At 39.3% G+C, this 15,061-nt stretch carries 14 protein-coding genes and 2 pseudogenes; 13 read left to right on the top strand and 3 right to left on the bottom strand.

Annotated features, from left to right (window positions below; all coding sequences use genetic code 11):
• Positions 1–308 precede the first annotated feature (308 nt).
• Positions 309–1,586 (top strand): hypothetical protein, encoded by a 1,278-nt coding sequence (locus Hs30E_RS08610; protein ID WP_172209552.1) that lies wholly within the window; start codon positions 309–311, stop codon positions 1,584–1,586.
• Positions 1,587–1,600: 14 nt separating this feature from the next.
• Entirely contained in the window at positions 1,601–1,774 is a 174-nt protein-coding gene (locus Hs30E_RS08605; protein ID WP_172209551.1) for a hypothetical protein, read from the top strand.
• Positions 1,775–1,802: 28 nt separating this feature from the next.
• Here the strand turns inward: Hs30E_RS08605 and Hs30E_RS08600 are convergent, their stop codons facing one another.
• Positions 1,803–2,660 (bottom strand): DegV family protein, encoded by an 858-nt coding sequence (locus Hs30E_RS08600; protein WP_172209550.1) that lies wholly within the window; start codon positions 2,658–2,660, stop codon positions 1,803–1,805.
• On the bottom strand, positions 2,650–3,213 hold the full coding sequence (locus Hs30E_RS08595) for a DUF1836 domain-containing protein (protein ID WP_172209549.1): 564 nt from the start codon (positions 3,211–3,213) through the stop codon (positions 2,650–2,652). The genes Hs30E_RS08600 and Hs30E_RS08595 overlap by 11 nt, the downstream gene beginning before the upstream one ends.
• Positions 3,214–3,390: 177 nt before the next feature.
• Here Hs30E_RS08595 and rpiA point away from each other — a divergent pair, with 177 nt between their 5' ends.
• Together rpiA and Hs30E_RS08585 are read left to right on the top strand one after the other, a co-directional pair.
• The gene (gene rpiA, locus Hs30E_RS08590; protein WP_172209548.1) at positions 3,391–4,068 is read left to right on the top strand and encodes a ribose-5-phosphate isomerase RpiA; all 678 of its coding nucleotides are present in this window, start codon (positions 3,391–3,393) and stop codon (positions 4,066–4,068) included.
• Positions 4,069–4,134: 66 nt separating this feature from the next.
• Complete coding sequence (locus Hs30E_RS08585) at positions 4,135–4,866, top strand: formate/nitrite transporter family protein (protein WP_172209547.1); 732 nt, start codon at positions 4,135–4,137, stop codon at positions 4,864–4,866.
• A 53-nt stretch (positions 4,867–4,919) separates the two neighbouring features.
• Here the strand turns inward: Hs30E_RS08585 and Hs30E_RS08580 are convergent, their stop codons facing one another.
• A complete protein-coding gene (locus tag Hs30E_RS08580) occupies positions 4,920–5,369 on the bottom strand; it encodes an NUDIX hydrolase (protein WP_172209546.1) in 450 nt (149 codons plus the stop codon).
• 226 nt (positions 5,370–5,595) lie between these two features.
• Here Hs30E_RS08580 and mreC point away from each other — a divergent pair, with 226 nt between their 5' ends.
• The 9 genes and pseudogenes from mreC to Hs30E_RS08540 form a co-directional block, all read left to right on the top strand.
• Positions 5,596–6,456: a rod shape-determining protein MreC gene (gene mreC, locus Hs30E_RS08575; protein WP_172209545.1), complete on the top strand. Its 861-nt coding sequence runs from the start codon at positions 5,596–5,598 to the stop codon at positions 6,454–6,456.
• A gap of 1 nt (position 6,457) precedes the next feature.
• Entirely contained in the window at positions 6,458–6,991 is a 534-nt protein-coding gene (mreD, locus tag Hs30E_RS08570; protein ID WP_172209544.1) for a rod shape-determining protein MreD, read from the top strand.
• An 87-nt stretch (positions 6,992–7,078) separates the two neighbouring features.
• Positions 7,079–8,251 (top strand): peptidoglycan hydrolase PcsB, encoded by a 1,173-nt coding sequence (pcsB, locus tag Hs30E_RS08565; protein ID WP_172209543.1) that lies wholly within the window; start codon positions 7,079–7,081, stop codon positions 8,249–8,251.
• A gap of 128 nt (positions 8,252–8,379) precedes the next feature.
• A pseudogene (gene secA / locus Hs30E_RS08560) lies at positions 8,380–10,771 on the top strand (preprotein translocase subunit SecA); the annotation flags it as partial.
• Positions 10,747–11,022, top strand: coding sequence for an SEC-C metal-binding domain-containing protein (locus Hs30E_RS11575; protein WP_371864150.1), 276 nt, complete (start codon positions 10,747–10,749; stop codon positions 11,020–11,022). The pseudogene secA and the gene Hs30E_RS11575, both read left to right, overlap by 25 nt.
• A gap of 26 nt (positions 11,023–11,048) precedes the next feature.
• Positions 11,049–12,083: pseudogene (locus Hs30E_RS08555) on the top strand (3-deoxy-7-phosphoheptulonate synthase); the annotation flags it as partial.
• Between the two features lie 96 nt (positions 12,084–12,179).
• Entirely contained in the window at positions 12,180–13,208 is a 1,029-nt protein-coding gene (locus tag Hs30E_RS08550) for a 3-deoxy-7-phosphoheptulonate synthase (RefSeq protein ID WP_172209540.1), read from the top strand.
• A 275-nt stretch (positions 13,209–13,483) separates the two neighbouring features.
• Complete coding sequence (locus Hs30E_RS08545; RefSeq protein WP_172209539.1) at positions 13,484–14,023, top strand: helix-turn-helix domain-containing protein; 540 nt, start codon at positions 13,484–13,486, stop codon at positions 14,021–14,023.
• Between the two features lie 72 nt (positions 14,024–14,095).
• On the top strand, positions 14,096–15,061 hold a 966-nt coding region (locus tag Hs30E_RS08540), incomplete at its 3' end, for an Ig-like domain-containing protein (RefSeq protein ID WP_172209538.1).

The following is a 15,061-nucleotide window of genomic DNA, read 5'->3' as shown; positions in this document are numbered from 1 at the left end:
TGCTAAAATCAAAACCTTTAAGTGTATGGCTCAGAAATATCGTAATCGAAGAAAGAGGCACTTACTTCGGGCGTCCTTAATTTGTGGTATTATCAATTTCGAAATTTAATTTCGGGAGAAGTCTATTATAACTTTTCATTTGTGAATTAAAAGTTATTATACGATATGTTTTTAAAAAGAAATCGTACTTTATAATAAAGTGGTACTTGATTTACGCCAAGTACTACCTTATAATAGTGTTAGTATTTGATTTACACCAAGTACTAACACTATTAGCATGTTTAGAAAAATACGGACGAAAAAATAATATGGATGAACAGCATGGTACAAAAGGAAATAAAATTCCTGTCGTTATAGACGGTGTGTCGTATGAAAGTATAGCGGATGCAAGTCGAAAATTAGGGGTAACACGGGCGACGATTGAAAAGTATATCAGAAATGGTTCGCCACCGCCGCCTATGCCGCTGTTTCAAAAAGTTGTTATTAGTGTTGTTAGCGTGATAATTTTAGCAATTTTGGGAATGGTGCTACTGGCTAGGCAAGAATTTTCTAAGACTGATGATGATGTTGCTGAGAGTGCGACTAAGCAAAGTAGCGTTCAAAAGGATAAGGATTATTATTTTGATGCGCCAACTAATTCGACAATGACTTTTAAGGAATTTCGGGAGGATTTGGTGGCACAAGATGTTGATTTAACCAAAATTAAATGGTACATTTGGCCAGATTCTGCGAGAACTAAGGAAATAAATCAACAGACTGTGCTTCAAAATCTCGCCGATGATGTGTCAAACTCGCTTAATGATTTGGATGGTAATTGGCAAGATAAAAATACAGGCAAAACTTATGATGGGCACACGATTGTTCAAATTTTTCAGGTAGATAATGGTGTGCGGGAAAATCTGACAGGTGGCAAACATATTGAGTGGCAAAATCATCAAGTTGAGGTTTGGCTTTCGCAGACAACGCTTGATGAACAGATGAAAGTTGCAAATGAACAGAATCAGCGAAAAGAAGAACGATTGTTCAATGATTATGAAAGACACAAAGTTAAATTACTTTTTGATATGAATATACGCTCATTTATATTTGCCGATTCACAGGTAATTTATATGGCTAAGGCGGGAACTGAATTATATATAAGTAACACGTCGGGATTAGGTGGTACTGGTCCTGAGTGGAATAAACCACAAGAGAATTGTCCCTATGCAGTATACGATAAAAATGGTGTGTGTTTAGGTTTTATGGCTGCACATAAGAGGGATATGTCTGAAGTATATGTTGAAGTGTTGAATGAAATTTATACGTCATATTTTGAAAAGGAAGCAAAAACGTTTCCGTCTATTCTTGTTAGTCCTGATGCTAAGGTTGAAGTAGTATTGACTACCAAAGAAACGCCCTGTTACTCTCCAAGAATGGCTGGTGGTATAAGTGAAGCGGCTGGGAGTACTGTACCTGCCAATACAGAATTGTATGTTACTTATGACAACTCTTTCAAAACGCATAAATACGGTGTAGCTGTTGGTGCATTTATCACTGAAAATGGTGCTTTAGCATATGTAGAAACGGAATCACTTGTAAAAAAATGAATTAAGGAGAAAATATGGACTTTTTAATAAAAGAAACACTTTTAGTAATCATCATCACCTTAAGTTTTTTGTTGCTAATTCTATTACTTATCATGTGGATTGGCTCGATAGTCATCAAAAATGGTATTCAAAAAAGTGGAATTATTGAAGCGATAGATAGTTTGGCAAATGTTGTTGAAAGAAAATAAAAAGCTCACATTGAGCTTTTTATAAATATCAATCTAAAATCTGCGCGCCAAGTCCAATCAATCCCGGACCAGTATGGACGACAAGGGCGGGGGAAATCTGGCCAAATAAAACCTCAATGGCGTGTGGAAACATATTTTTCAAAGTTTCAACAATTTCTAGTCCTTCTTCAAGTGCGCCACCATGGGCGACAACAAGGCGGAATTTCTGATGATTGCCAATAAATTCCTTAACTAGCTGAACCGATTTTTCCAAACTTTTTTTACGTCCACGAGATTTGGCAACGATATAATAAACACCGTCATCATTGCAAGAAATAATCGGATTGAGCTTGAGTGCATTGCCTAAAATCGAGGTCACAAGCCCAATACGCCCACCTTTTTGGAGGTATTCTAATGTTGCAACATTGAAAAATATCTTACTTTTGGTAATGTCATCGGTCAATTTTTGAGTTATCTCATCAAAACTAGCACCAGAATTGACTAATTCAGCAGCATGAACGGCTTGAACTCCTGCACCAATGCCAATGTTTTTAGTATCAAGCATAAAAATTTCAAGTGATTTAAAATTCGCCGCTGCAAGTCGAACCGAGTTAAATGTCCCCGATAAACCACTTGAAATCGTAACGACGATGACTTTTTCAAAGCCACAAGCAGCAATTTTTTCAAAGAGGTCATTAATCACACTTCCCTCAGGCAGTGACGTTTTGGGAATTTCAGTCGGCAATTTAGCATAGATTTCTTCAGCTGTGATGTCAACTTTATCGGTATAGTCACCGTCTTTGTAGATAATTTTTAGTGGAATCGTATAGAAGTTGTCGGCTTTGAGTAGCTCGTCTGGCACATCGCAGCCAGAATCAGCGAGAATGGCGATTTTTTCAGAGTTCATGGGTATCTTCTTCCTTTGCAATGCTAAGATTTTCAGTAAGTTCGATACTTTTTTCAGCTAGCAATTTTGTCGCAAGTGACGTACAAGCTGCTGTCACAATGAGGTATTCTAGCTCAATTTTCTGAGTAAACAAGCCTTTCGTTTCAAGACCTTGCGCTTGCTTACCAACAATGCTGATCGTATTTTCCTGCGTCTCACAAAAAATGTTATACGCCTTTTGAATCCCACTAGCTCGCCCTTGGTAGATAATGCCAGTCTTAATTTCAGGAATCGTCAGCACCTGTTTGAGGAGCGTGATGGCAATGAGGAAAGCGAGATGAACGCGGGTGTATTTTTTCTTGACGGGAGCGGGGATAAGCTCTAATTTGACATAATTGTTGACCATTGATTTGGTAAGCAAAGCCTGTTTTTGCGTGGTCAAAATCGGCGACAAATATCTGCCAACAAGTCCAATGACTTGATCCATGTAAAGCTCAATATCGGGTAATTCGTCCCAACGCGGTAAAGTTACTGTCTCAATATTTTTGCCCCATTCGGTTAAATTTTCTTGCATATTTAGACCTTTCTAGGTAATCTAGTTTTCGATACTAGGTCTAGTTTACTACAAAATAAAAATAATGCAACTGTTTCGATTAGAAAAGATAAAGGCTATTAAAATGTCAAGAAAAAAAACTTGCAATATTTATAGAAAACAAAACAAACACATTCGTTTTTTTGATATAATGAATCTATGGATAATTTAAAAAGACAAGTTGGTATTGAGGCGGCGAAATTTGTTAAAAACGGCATGGTTGTTGGGCTTGGAACAGGTTCAACGGCAGCATATTTTGTAGCAGAATTAGGGCGACGTGTGGCGGCGGAAAATCTGCGAATCACAGCTGTTACAACATCAAGCGTGACGAGTGCGCAGGCGCGTAAGCTGAATATTCCGCTCAAAGATATTGACGAAGTTGAGGCGATTGATTTGACAGTTGATGGTGCCGATGAGATTGACCAAACCCTCAATGGTATCAAGGGCGGCGGTGCGGCACTTCTCATGGAAAAAATTGTTGCGACTTATTCTAAGGACTATATTTGGATTGTTGACGAGTCTAAAATGGTTGCACATTTAGGCGCTTTCCCTTTGCCAGTCGAGGTTGTGCCATTTGGTTGTGGGCAACTTTTCCGCTTGTTTGAAAAGAGTGGTTTTAAGCCGACTTTTCGTTTAGATGACAAAGGCGCACTGTGGCTTACAGATTCAGGGAATCATATTATTGACTTACACATGAATGAAATTAGCGCACCAGAAAAACTTGCTAGATTATTAGATGACACCGTTGGTGTTGTCGAACATGGTCTTTTCAACGATATGGTCAAAACAGTCATCATCGCATCAGAAACTGAGGGTGTGAAAATCGTCACAAAATAACTTGTAATCACTAAAAAAATATTGTAAAATTAACCTTGACTACTAAAATAGAAAAAGGTTATTTTTATGTACACACCAGACGAAATTCTCGAACAAACAGCTGCTACGGCGGTCGTGAAAGTCAATAAACCGCTACTTTCAAAATTGATTTTAGGCTTTATCGGTGGTGCCATGATTTCACTTGGTTATATGGCCTATCTGCGTGTCAATGGTGGTTTTGTTGGCGCAGCAATTTTTCCAGTTGGCTTGATTGTTATTCTTCTTGCGGGTGGCGAGCTGATTACAGGCAATATGATGGCGGTTTCAGTTGGCTTTTTCAAAGGCAAAGTAACCTTATTGGAGGTGCTAAAAAACTGGGGTGTCATCACAGTTTCAAATATCGTTGGTGCGATTTTTGTTGCTTATTTCTTTGGCATTGTTGCAGGTACGCTGACTGGCGAACCTTATCTCAAAGAAGCGCTCCATGTGGCTGAAAGTAAGTTAGCGGCTGGGTTTGTACAGGCTTTCTTCTCGGGGATCGGCTGTAACTGGTTCGTTGGTCTTGCAGTTTGGCTAAGCTATGGTGCTAAAGACTTTGCGGGCAAAATTCTTGCTATCTGGTTTCCAGTCATGACCTTTGTTGTTATCGGTTTTCAGCATAGCGTTGCGAACTCATTTCTCATTCCTTTTGCAATTTTTAAAGGGCATGCAACTTGGCTTGATTTTTTGACAAATTTTGTCCCTGTTTATCTAGGCAATGTCGTAGGTGGTGCGATTATGATTTCACTTTTTTATGCCTTAGCTTATAAAAAACATTGATAAAAAATAGACACCTTAATCAAATCGGAGGTGTCTATTTTTGTCAAAACATGTCACAGCGCTTCAAGATAATCTTGCCAAACTTTCACGCCCCATTTGTGGCTACCGCGTTTGAGCTTTCTAATGGCTTTTTCAACTGGAAACCATTCAATATGATTGAAATCTTCCAAAGGTTTTCCTAAAACTTCATAAGAAACGGTTTCATAAATGTAGGCAGGATTGTAAAAATAAGTGTCGCGGTGTGATGAGAAAAAATATTCATCAGCTTGTCCCAAATATTTGCCTAATTTAGCTTTAGCGCCAAGTTCTTCATGAAGTTCACGAGTGAGCGCTCTTTTGTGGTCTTCGCCTTCTTCAATTTCACCACCTGGCAAAAAATACGCGCCATTCGGTGCTTGAACGAGACAAATTTCCGTGTTATTGTTGCGTGAAACGATACCGTACACGCCGTAACGTGCTTGATAATCTTTATTCGCAAGTTTTTTGCCAAAAGTTGGAATCATGTTTTTCTCCGTTAATTAAATTTTATCAATATTTATTAACTCTATTCTATCAAATTTCGGTAAAATTTGATAAAATAAAAGAATATGATTGCAATGAGAAGATGTCAATGCGCTTCAACTTCTTAAAAATTTAGAAAAATCATAAAGTCGCTTATATCTGCGAAATTTTATCGCATTTTCTAGGGAATGTTCGTTGTAAATTGACTGAAAGAGAGATAGTACCACATTGAAAAAGATAAATTTAAGTAAAATCATCATCATCGCCTTAGTCATGATGATAACGGCATGTGTCACAATTTTAATTTCAGTGAAAAATTTTAGAGATAAAGTCAAACCGTCAGCTATGACTGTTGTTATCAATGACACAGTTGGTACGCTCGACGGTATTATTGGTGCGCCTTTTGAGTTCGCCAAAGACAAGGCAAATGATTTCAACGATTTAATGACAACTTATCAGCAAAACGCCAAATTGTCTAAAAAAATCACAAAAATGACCGATGATTCAAATGAGTTAGAGGCACTAAAAGTTGAAAATGAACAATTAAAAGCAACGTTAGGTATGAAAAACACGCTGACTAATTATGAAAAAATTGCCTCAAATGTTATTGTCAGAAGTCCAAATTCGTGGAGCGATACAATGACGATAGACAAGGGCAGTGTGGATGGTATAGCAGATGATATGATTGTCATGAGTAATGGCGGCATTGTCGGACGTATCACACAAGTCAATGAAACAACTGCTAAAGTCGCACTCTTGACTTCTGATAAATCTTTGGAAAATAAAGTGCCTATCCGCATTGGCTCGCTAGAAAATCCCGCTTATGGTTTGATTACGGGCTATGATGCACATCGAAATGCTTTTATCATCACGCAAATTTCATCAGATATTAAATTTACCAAGGGTAACGAGGTTAAGACTTCGGGACTTGGCGGTAATTCGCCAGCAAATCTGCTTGTCGGTGAGGTCATTGGCGAAAAGGAAAATACCAAGAGCGTTGACCGAGAAGTTTATGTCAAGCCAGCAAGCAAGTTTGATAATATGCAATTTGTGTTTGTTATCAAGCGTGGCTTGAGTGAGGCACAGTAAGATGAGCAAGTTATCATTTCAATTCTTCACACCAGTGATTCTACTGGTTATCATGTTGTTTGATGCGCAACTAACACAGTTGATTAGTACCAACGTGATGACGATTACCTCAAGCTTATTTTTGATTTTCCTCACGTACAGCATCTTACAGCACAGTTACCGCTACATGATGATAGTTGCTTTTGTCATGGGGGTAATTTATGACAGTTATTATATCGGTGTTTACGGTATTGCGAGCTTATTATTTCCACTTATTGCGCTTTTCGTTTATAATATTAGACAGACCGTTTTTGCTAATCGCTTAACACGAATTTTCACTGTGATTATCATTGTTGAAGCCTTTGAGTTCTTTTCGGGGGCAATGACGTTGGTTTTTCAGATTGCTAAATTTAATGTTTGGCACTATATTATTTATCAAATGGCACCTAGTCTTTGTCTCAATATTTTTTTGGCGATTCTTTTGCAAACATCGCTAGAAAAATTTTACGGTATGACAAAAGCAAAGAGAACGTTACAAAATAAAACTAAATTGTAATCGTTTTGTAATATCACTCAAGATTTGAAAGGGTATAATTAAAGTTGTACCGAAATCGCGTCAAGCATTTGGAGGAAACAAAAATTAATGAAGAAAAAACTTATTTCAGCAATTTTATTATCGACTGTTATTTTAACATCAGCAAGTGCAGTTATTGCCGTCAATGCTGACGACACAGATGATAAAATCGCTGCTCAAAATGATAAAATCGCCTCAACTAAGTCGAAAGAAGCTGAAGCGCAAGCCGAAGTGACTAGACTTCAGACACAAGTTGACGACTTGAAAGCGAAACAAGATAAGCTAAAAAAAGAAACAGAAGATTTAAAATCGCAGTCTGATAAATTAAAAGATCAGATTGCTGATTTGAGAACGGAAATTGCCGAACGTGATGAGCGACTTAAGGCGCAAGCACGCTCGGCTCAGACAGACGGTGCAGCGACCTCATATGTTGAGGCTGTTATTAACTCAAAATCATTGTCAGATGCTGTATCACGTATTACTGCAATGCGGACAGTCATCAAAGCGAATAATGACATGATGAAACAGCAAGATGCGTCTAAAAATGACTTGGAAAAAGCGCTTGAAACGCGACAATCTAAGGTCAACGAAGGTTACGAAAAGCTCAATCAAATTGAGGACCAAGCTAAAACTTTTGAAACTCAACAAGCAGAACTCAAAGTTGCGACACTTAATTTAGCAGCAGAGCGTGCGACGGCGGAAGATGAGAAATCATCACTTCTGGCAGAAAAAGCCGCAGCAGAAAAAGCCGCAGCAGAAAAAGCCGCAGCAGAAAAGGCTTATAATGAACAACAAGCCGCAGCAATAGCTAAAGCTAAAGAGCAAGCTAAAGAAGGTGTTGTGATACCTCCTACTCCAGGTGGAGGCGATGTTATTGTTATTCCTGATCCTATTGCTAATCCTCCAAAACCTGTTCCCACTGATCCGTCAAATAGGTATCCAGTAGGTCAATGTACATGGGGCGCTAAATCTTTAGCACCATGGGCAGGCAATAACTGGGGAAATGGTGGCGAATGGGCAGCTTCTGCAGCAGCAGCAGGCTTTAGACTAGGTTCTGTGCCGCAAGTTGGCGCTATTGCTGTTTGGCAAGGGGGCTATGGTCACGTTGCTGTCGTTTATGATGTGAATAGTAGCACTGGGCAAATTCGCGTACAAGAATCGAATTATGCTGGCAATCAATATATTGATGACTTTCGTGGTTGGTTCACACCAAGTGGTGTGACTTATATCTATCCAAATTGATAAAAATAAAAAATCGTCTATTTTTACGAAAGACGATTTTTTTATTCATTGAAATTATGCTGAGAAAATGTTAAAATTGATAGAAGTATTCTATTTTAGGAAAAGCCTAAAATTACCTAGGAGAAAAAATGGCAAATATCATCCAACAACTTATTGAAAATGATAAAAAACAATTAAAGAAACTCAATAAAATGGCAGACAAGGTCGAAAGCTATGAATCGACTTTTGCTGCGCTTTCTGATGAGGAACTCCAAGCGAAAACGCCTGAGTTCAAAAAGCGTTATCAAGCTGGCGAGTCACTTGACGACCTGCTTTATGAAGCATTTGCTGTGGCGCGTGAAGGGGCAAAACGTGTGCTTGGTCTTTTTCCTTATCATGTGCAAATCATGGGGGGGATTGTGCTTCACAATGGCGATGTGCCTGAGATGCGAACGGGTGAGGGGAAAACCTTGACGGCAACGATGCCTGTTTATCTGAATGCCCTTGCTGGCGAAGGCGTTCACGTTGTCACGGTCAATGAGTATCTGTCGGCGCGTGATGCGACAGAAATGGGCGAGTTGTATAACTGGCTTGGTTTGACTGTCGGGATTAATTCGTCAAGCAAGTCGCCTGAAGAAAAACGTGCAGCTTATCTTTGCGACATCACTTACTCGACGAACTCGGAACTTGGTTTTGACTATCTGCGTGACAACATGGTAACGACTTTTGACGAGATGTCACAACGGCCACTCAACTTTGCTTTGGTTGACGAAGTGGACTCGATTTTGATTGACGAGGCACGGACACCGTTGATTATCTCGGGTCAGGCAGAAAGTTCTAGCGCTTTGTATATCCGCGCCGATCAGTTTGTTAAAACCTTGGTTGGGCGTGAGGAGTATGAGGATGGCGACGATTACAAGATTGATGTTCAGTCTAAAACGATTAGTTTAACTGAGGACGGGATTGACAAAGCTGAAAAATTCTTTGCGATTGATAATCTTTATGACCTTGAAAATGCAGCTTTGACTCACTTTGTTGATAATTCTTTGCGTGCCAATTATATCATGGGACTTGATTTAGATTATATGGTTGATGAAAATCAAGAAGTTTTGATAGTTGACCAATTTACAGGTCGTGCTATGGAGGGACGTCGTTTTTCTGATGGGCTTCACCAAGCCATTGAGGCCAAGGAAGCTGTGCCAATTCAAGATGAGTCGAAAACAATGGCTTCAATTACCTACCAGAACTATTTCCGTATGTATAAAAAACTTGCAGGGATGACTGGTACTGGTAAAACAGAGGCAGAAGAATTTCGCGAAATTTACAATATTCAAGTCGTTCCAATTCCGACAAATAAGCCAGTTAAGCGTTTGGATCATCCAGACTTGCTTTATCCAACGATTGAGGCGAAATTTGCGGCAGTTATCCGTGATGTACGCGAGCGTCATGAGCAAGGACAACCGATTTTGATTGGGACAGTCGGTGTTGAAACATCAGAAATCATTTCTAATGAACTGGTTAAAGCGGGCATTCCGCATGAAGTGTTGAATGCCAAAAATCACTTTAAAGAAGCGCAAATTATCATGAATGCGGGTCAAAAAGGTGCGGTTACGATTGCGACCAATATGGCGGGTCGTGGGACTGATATTAAGCTTGGTGCAGGTGTCATTGACCATCCAGACGAGGAGTATCAAGGGCTTGCAGTTATTGGGACGGAGCGCCACGAGTCTCGTCGGATTGACAATCAGTTGCGTGGTCGTTCAGGTCGTCAAGGTGACCCAGGTGTATCACAGTTTTACCTGTCGCTAGAAGATGACCTCATGCGTCGTTTTGGTAGTGAACGTGTGGCTGCGGTGCTTGACAAATTCAAGATTGAGGGCGAAGATGCGGTTATCAAATCGCGTATGATTACCAACCAAATTGAAGCCTCACAAAAACGTGTTGAGGGGAACAACTATGATTCTCGGAAACAAGTTTTGCAATATGACGATGTGATTCGCGAGCAACGTGAAGTCATTTATCATCAGCGTTATGAAGTGATTACAGCCAAAGATGATTTGACGCCACAACTTTTGGGCATGTTTAATCGTACAATTGACAGAATGGTTGACGGTCAAGCTATCTTAGGTAAATTGTCAGAATCGGACATGAAAGATTTGATTGTCCAAGCTGAAAGTAATTTGTTAGCTGAAAATGGTGGGTTGACAGAAGCTGAATTATCAGGTAAGACTTTGCCACAAGTTAAAGCCTTGATTTTCGATAAAGTTAAAGCGATTTACGACTCGCAAATGGAGAAATTGATTGAAGCAAACCGTCGATTGAGTTTCCAACAAGCTGTTATCCTCAGAACGGTTGATACTAACTGGTCTGAACACATTGACCAACTTGACCAAATGCGTCAAAGTGTTGGGTTGCGTGGCTATGCGCAAAATAATCCGCTAGTTGAATATCAACAGGAATCATTTACCATGTTTAATAACATGGTTGGTGCGATTGAGTTTGAAGTGACACGTTTGATGATGAAAGCACAAATTCATCCGCAAACAGCAACTGAGCAAGCGCCAGCACCAAAAATTGTGACGACAGCTTCACTAGAAGATTTGACACAAGTTGCAGCAGCTGCAACGACAGTTGCGCCACTTGAAACGTCAGCTGAACCTAAACCTGCTCCAAGGCAAGGTGGTTACAAGATTGCAGGCATGAACTCGCCAAAAGTTGGTCGTAATGATCCGTGTCCGTGTGGTTCTGGTAAGAAGTATAAAAATTGTCATGGTCGTGTGACGACTGCTTAAATAGTTAAGAGAAGAGTGAAAGAAAAAGTATGACATTTAAAGAAGTATCCCAAAAATTGGAGATTGAAGAAATCAAGGAATTAGGTAAACTCTCTGAGGAAACTAAGGCTTTAAAAACGGTGCGTGATCGTGAGCTTGAGGCGATTATCAAAGGCGAAGATGACCGCATTTTGCTGATTATAGGTCCATGTTCCTCTGATAATGAGGCGGCTGCGCTTGAATATGCGCATCGTTTGGCTAAGCTCCAAGAAGAAGTCAAAGATAAAATCTTTATGGTCATGCGTGTTTACACGGCAAAACCTCGGACAAATGGTGATGGCTACAAAGGCTTGATTCATCAGCCCGATGCGACGGCGCAACCCAATCTCTTGAACGGTATCAAAGCTGTTCGTGAGTTGCACTATAAAGTGATTACCGAAACTGGTCTGACAACGGCTGATGAGATGCTTTATCCCGAAAATTTGCGAATTGTTGATGATTTGGTCAGCTATATTGCAGTCGGTGCGCGTTCGGTTGAAAATCAACAGCATCGTTTTGTGGCATCTGGTATTGATATGCCAGTTGGTCTTAAAAATCCGACTTCTGGTAATCTCAATGTCATGTTTAATGGTATCTATGCCGCACAAGCACCTCAGAATTTCTTGTTCAATCGGACAGAAGTTGAAACTGAAGGGAATCCTTTGGCACACGCTATCTTACGTGGTGCTTTGAATGAATATGGCAAAAATATGCCAAATTTCTACACGGATAATTTGCTTGATGCGATTGCGCAATATGAGAAAATGGGACTTGAAAATCCATTTATCATGATTGATACCAACCATGATAATTCTGGCAAACGTTACTTGGAACAAATCCGCATTGTTCGTCAGACCTTGATTAACCGTCAGTGGAATCCACTGATTCACAAATATGTGCGCGGGTTCATGATTGAATCCTATCTCGAAGACGGTCGCCAAGATGAGCCAACAGTTTTTGGCAAATCAATCACTGACCCATGTCTTGGCTGGGACAAGACGGTTGAGTTGGTTAATGAGATTTATGCAACACTTGGCGAATAAATAACGCTTTATCTATAAACAAAAACTGGAGTAAACTTCAGTTTTTGTTTCAGTATAACTATCAGAATATTGTAAAAATAGAAAGAATTTAATGAAATGGGTATTCATCAAAAAGGCGAGACGATTGACATCGCCGACATCAAATCACACGCGAAACTTGAGGGCGACGTATTGGCGCATAAAATCGCGCGTGATACTGAACTTGAACGTATCATCAAGGGCGAAGACGACCGCGTTTTGCTTGTTATCGGTCCTTGTTCGTCAGATAATGAAACCGCTGTGCTAGATTATGCGCATCGTTTGGCTGAGTTACAGGAAAAAGTCAAGGACAAGGTGTTTATGGTTATGCGTGTTTACACGGCGAAACCTCGTACCAACGGTGACGGCTACAAGGGGCTTATGCACCAGCCTGACACGTCCAAACTCCCCGATTTGATTAACGGCATTCAAGCTGTGCGCGATTTGCATTACAAGGTCATCACACAGACTGGCTTAACGACGGCTGATGAGATGCTTTATCCGTCAAATCTGAAAATGGTGGATGATTTGGTCAGCTATCATGCGATTGGTGCGCGTTCGGTTGAGGATCAAGAGCATCGTTTTGTGGCATCTGGGATAGACGCACCAACTGGCATGAAAAATCCGACTTCTGGTAATCTTAGTGTGATGTTCAATGCCATTCATGCAGCGCAAAACAAGCAAAATTTCCTGTATGGGAATGCTGAAGTTGACACAGATGGCAATCCACTGGCGCATGTTATCTTACGTGGCTCGACCAATGATCACGGTGAAAATGAGCCGAATTATTATTATGACGACTTGCTGAAAGCCATTACTATCTATGAAAAAATGGGGTTGAAACATCCCTTTATCATGGTGGATACCAACCATGACAACTCGGGCAAGCAATTTTTGGAGCAAATCCGCATTGTCCGCCAAACACTGATTAACCGCGATTGGAATGATAAAATCAAGGCAATTGTTCGTGGTTTTATGATTGAGTCTTACTTAGAGGACGGTCGTCAAGATGAACCCGATGTTTATGGCAAGTCGATTACTGACCCTTGTCTCGGCTGGGATAAGACGGAAGAATTGGTTAATGAGATTTATGCGACTTTGACATAGACAGACTGAAATTGAGCGGAAGCTCTTTTTTATTTGCCTATCGAATGTATAGAGTTTATATTAAAATGATTGAAATGTACATGTTTTTTTAGAAATAATTTTGTTATACTATACATAGTTATATAAAGTTAAAAATAGCAGAAAGGGGCTGATTTTTTATTAAGATTATTAATATAATAAATGAACTTGAATCGCATAGTATAAAGTTTTCAATTATACTTTCTAATAAAGTAATATTGTATGATAGTCGTTGTGAAAAAATTGAAGAGCCAATCTTGAATTATCTTTTATCTGAAGGATATAGTGCTTATTTAAATAATGAATCGAATTTATCTATAAATTTTTGTGATTTTCAATGTGAATTGTCAATTCTTTTAAAAGAGAAAGGGGAATTTGACGGTATTATTATCTCTAAAGAATGTCTTGTAAAGCATATAGATAGGGTTGATCCTTACGAAATATTGGCTTATTATGAAGGTGTTTTGGAAAAATTTGAAAATACGTCTCTTTTTGATTCAATAAAAAAGATTTTGGATAACCCAGATAAAAGTTATAAATTGGCTGATATTTCTGAGGATTGTTATATGTCAACGGCGACTTTTAATCGAAAATTTAAAGAGATTGAAGGAAAGACATTTACAAAATTTTATCGTTCCTTTAAGGTAATGCTTGCTAAAAAAATGATAAGACAAGGTCTAAAAACACAAGAAATTTCGAATAGACTTGGATTTAGTGAAAAAAGTTACTTTGAGCGTGTTTTCAAACAGCTAACAGGTAGAAGTCCTGGAAAATACCGAAAGGAAGTGTTAAGGTAAATTTGTCGAATTGCTAAATGTATGGTTATAATACAATGTTTAAGGAATTATCGTAGATGTAAGAGGAGAATTATGAAAATATCAAAATTTAAAAAATTGTTAATGTTACTGGCTTTGTTAGCTACTTTTGTCTTTAATCAAGAGGTATCTGCTTATGTTTTTAAAACGAAACCGCAGGTTACAATTTTAGTTAAGTATAACAATACTGTAAAAGTTGGAGAATCAGTTGCTTTATACGTCCAAGGTGTTGGCTCAGCAGCTTTTGCTAATTGGGATATTAAAGCGACATGGGAAGTTGCTGGAAGTTATGGTAAAGTAACCAATCCAGGCACATTTACAGGTATAAAACCAGGAACAGAAAAAATTCGTGCCACGGTTACTGATGGTGCAGGTAAAAACAAATGGGTCACTGACTGGGTGACGCTCAAGGTAGTTGGCGTTCCCGTTACAGCTGTTAATAATTCGGTATCGAAAAGCAGTCTTTTGCTTGGAGAAAAAACACAAGCAAAAGTTTCGATTTTGCCAAGTGCTTTGGCAACGACTACGACATGGGAAAGTGCCAATGCCAATGTAGAGATTGACAGTAAGGGACAGCTTACAGCTAAAAAAGTAGGAACAGGCAGTATTCGTGCTGTTGTCAAAGATTCTGTCAATAAGACAGTCTATGGTAAATGGGTTAGTATCAAAGTTGGTTACGTTGCGATTCAATCAAGTCAGCTAACATTACCCACTAGTCAAGCATTGCCGAATGCCAAAGTTCAAGCTAAAGCAGTTAATACGCCAAGTAATGCGAATCTGAAATCAACAACATGGGAAACTAGCGATAGCAACTTAGCGACAGTATCGACTACTGGTTTGATTACAGCTAAAAAATCAGGTACTGTAAAAATAAGAAATAAAGTGACAGATGCTGGCGGTAAAGTCGTCTACTCGCCGTGGGTTAGTTTAAAAATTAGTTACGTTGCCATTCAATCGAGTGCGGTAACTTTGCCAGCCAGTCAAATCTTGCCGAATGCAAAAATTCAGGCAAAATTAGCT

It is taken from the genome of Pseudolactococcus hodotermopsidis (assembly GCF_011170085.1).
In the GTDB taxonomy this organism is placed as follows: Bacteria; Bacillota; Bacilli; order Lactobacillales; family Streptococcaceae; genus Pseudolactococcus; species Pseudolactococcus hodotermopsidis.
Note: the sequence above shows the minus strand (reverse complement) of the source record. Positions and strands in the feature narration are given on the sequence as shown.

What these genes read in the sequence shown, in the direction of transcription:
- Hs30E_RS08610 (WP_172209552.1), top strand. Translation starts at nt 309, where the DNA reads ATGGATGAACAGCATGGTACAAAAGGAAATAAAATTCCTGTCGTTATA.
- Hs30E_RS08605 (WP_172209551.1), top strand. Translation starts at nt 1,601, where the DNA reads ATGGACTTTTTAATAAAAGAAACACTTTTAGTAATCATCATCACCTTA.
- Hs30E_RS08600 (WP_172209550.1), bottom strand. Translation starts at nt 2,660, where the DNA reads ATGAACTCTGAAAAAATCGCCATTCTCGCTGATTCTGGCTGCGATGTG.
- Hs30E_RS08595 (WP_172209549.1), bottom strand. Translation starts at nt 3,213, where the DNA reads ATGCAAGAAAATTTAACCGAATGGGGCAAAAATATTGAGACAGTAACT.
- rpiA (WP_172209548.1), top strand. Translation starts at nt 3,391, where the DNA reads ATGGATAATTTAAAAAGACAAGTTGGTATTGAGGCGGCGAAATTTGTT.
- Hs30E_RS08585 (WP_172209547.1), top strand. Translation starts at nt 4,135, where the DNA reads ATGTACACACCAGACGAAATTCTCGAACAAACAGCTGCTACGGCGGTC.
- Hs30E_RS08580 (WP_172209546.1), bottom strand. Translation starts at nt 5,369, where the DNA reads ATGATTCCAACTTTTGGCAAAAAACTTGCGAATAAAGATTATCAAGCA.
- mreD (WP_172209544.1), top strand. Translation starts at nt 6,458, where the DNA reads ATGAGCAAGTTATCATTTCAATTCTTCACACCAGTGATTCTACTGGTT.
- pcsB (WP_172209543.1), top strand. Translation starts at nt 7,079, where the DNA reads ATGAAGAAAAAACTTATTTCAGCAATTTTATTATCGACTGTTATTTTA.
- Hs30E_RS11575 (WP_371864150.1), top strand. Translation starts at nt 10,747, where the DNA reads ATGATGAAAGCACAAATTCATCCGCAAACAGCAACTGAGCAAGCGCCA.
- Hs30E_RS08550 (WP_172209540.1), top strand. Translation starts at nt 12,180, where the DNA reads ATGGGTATTCATCAAAAAGGCGAGACGATTGACATCGCCGACATCAAA.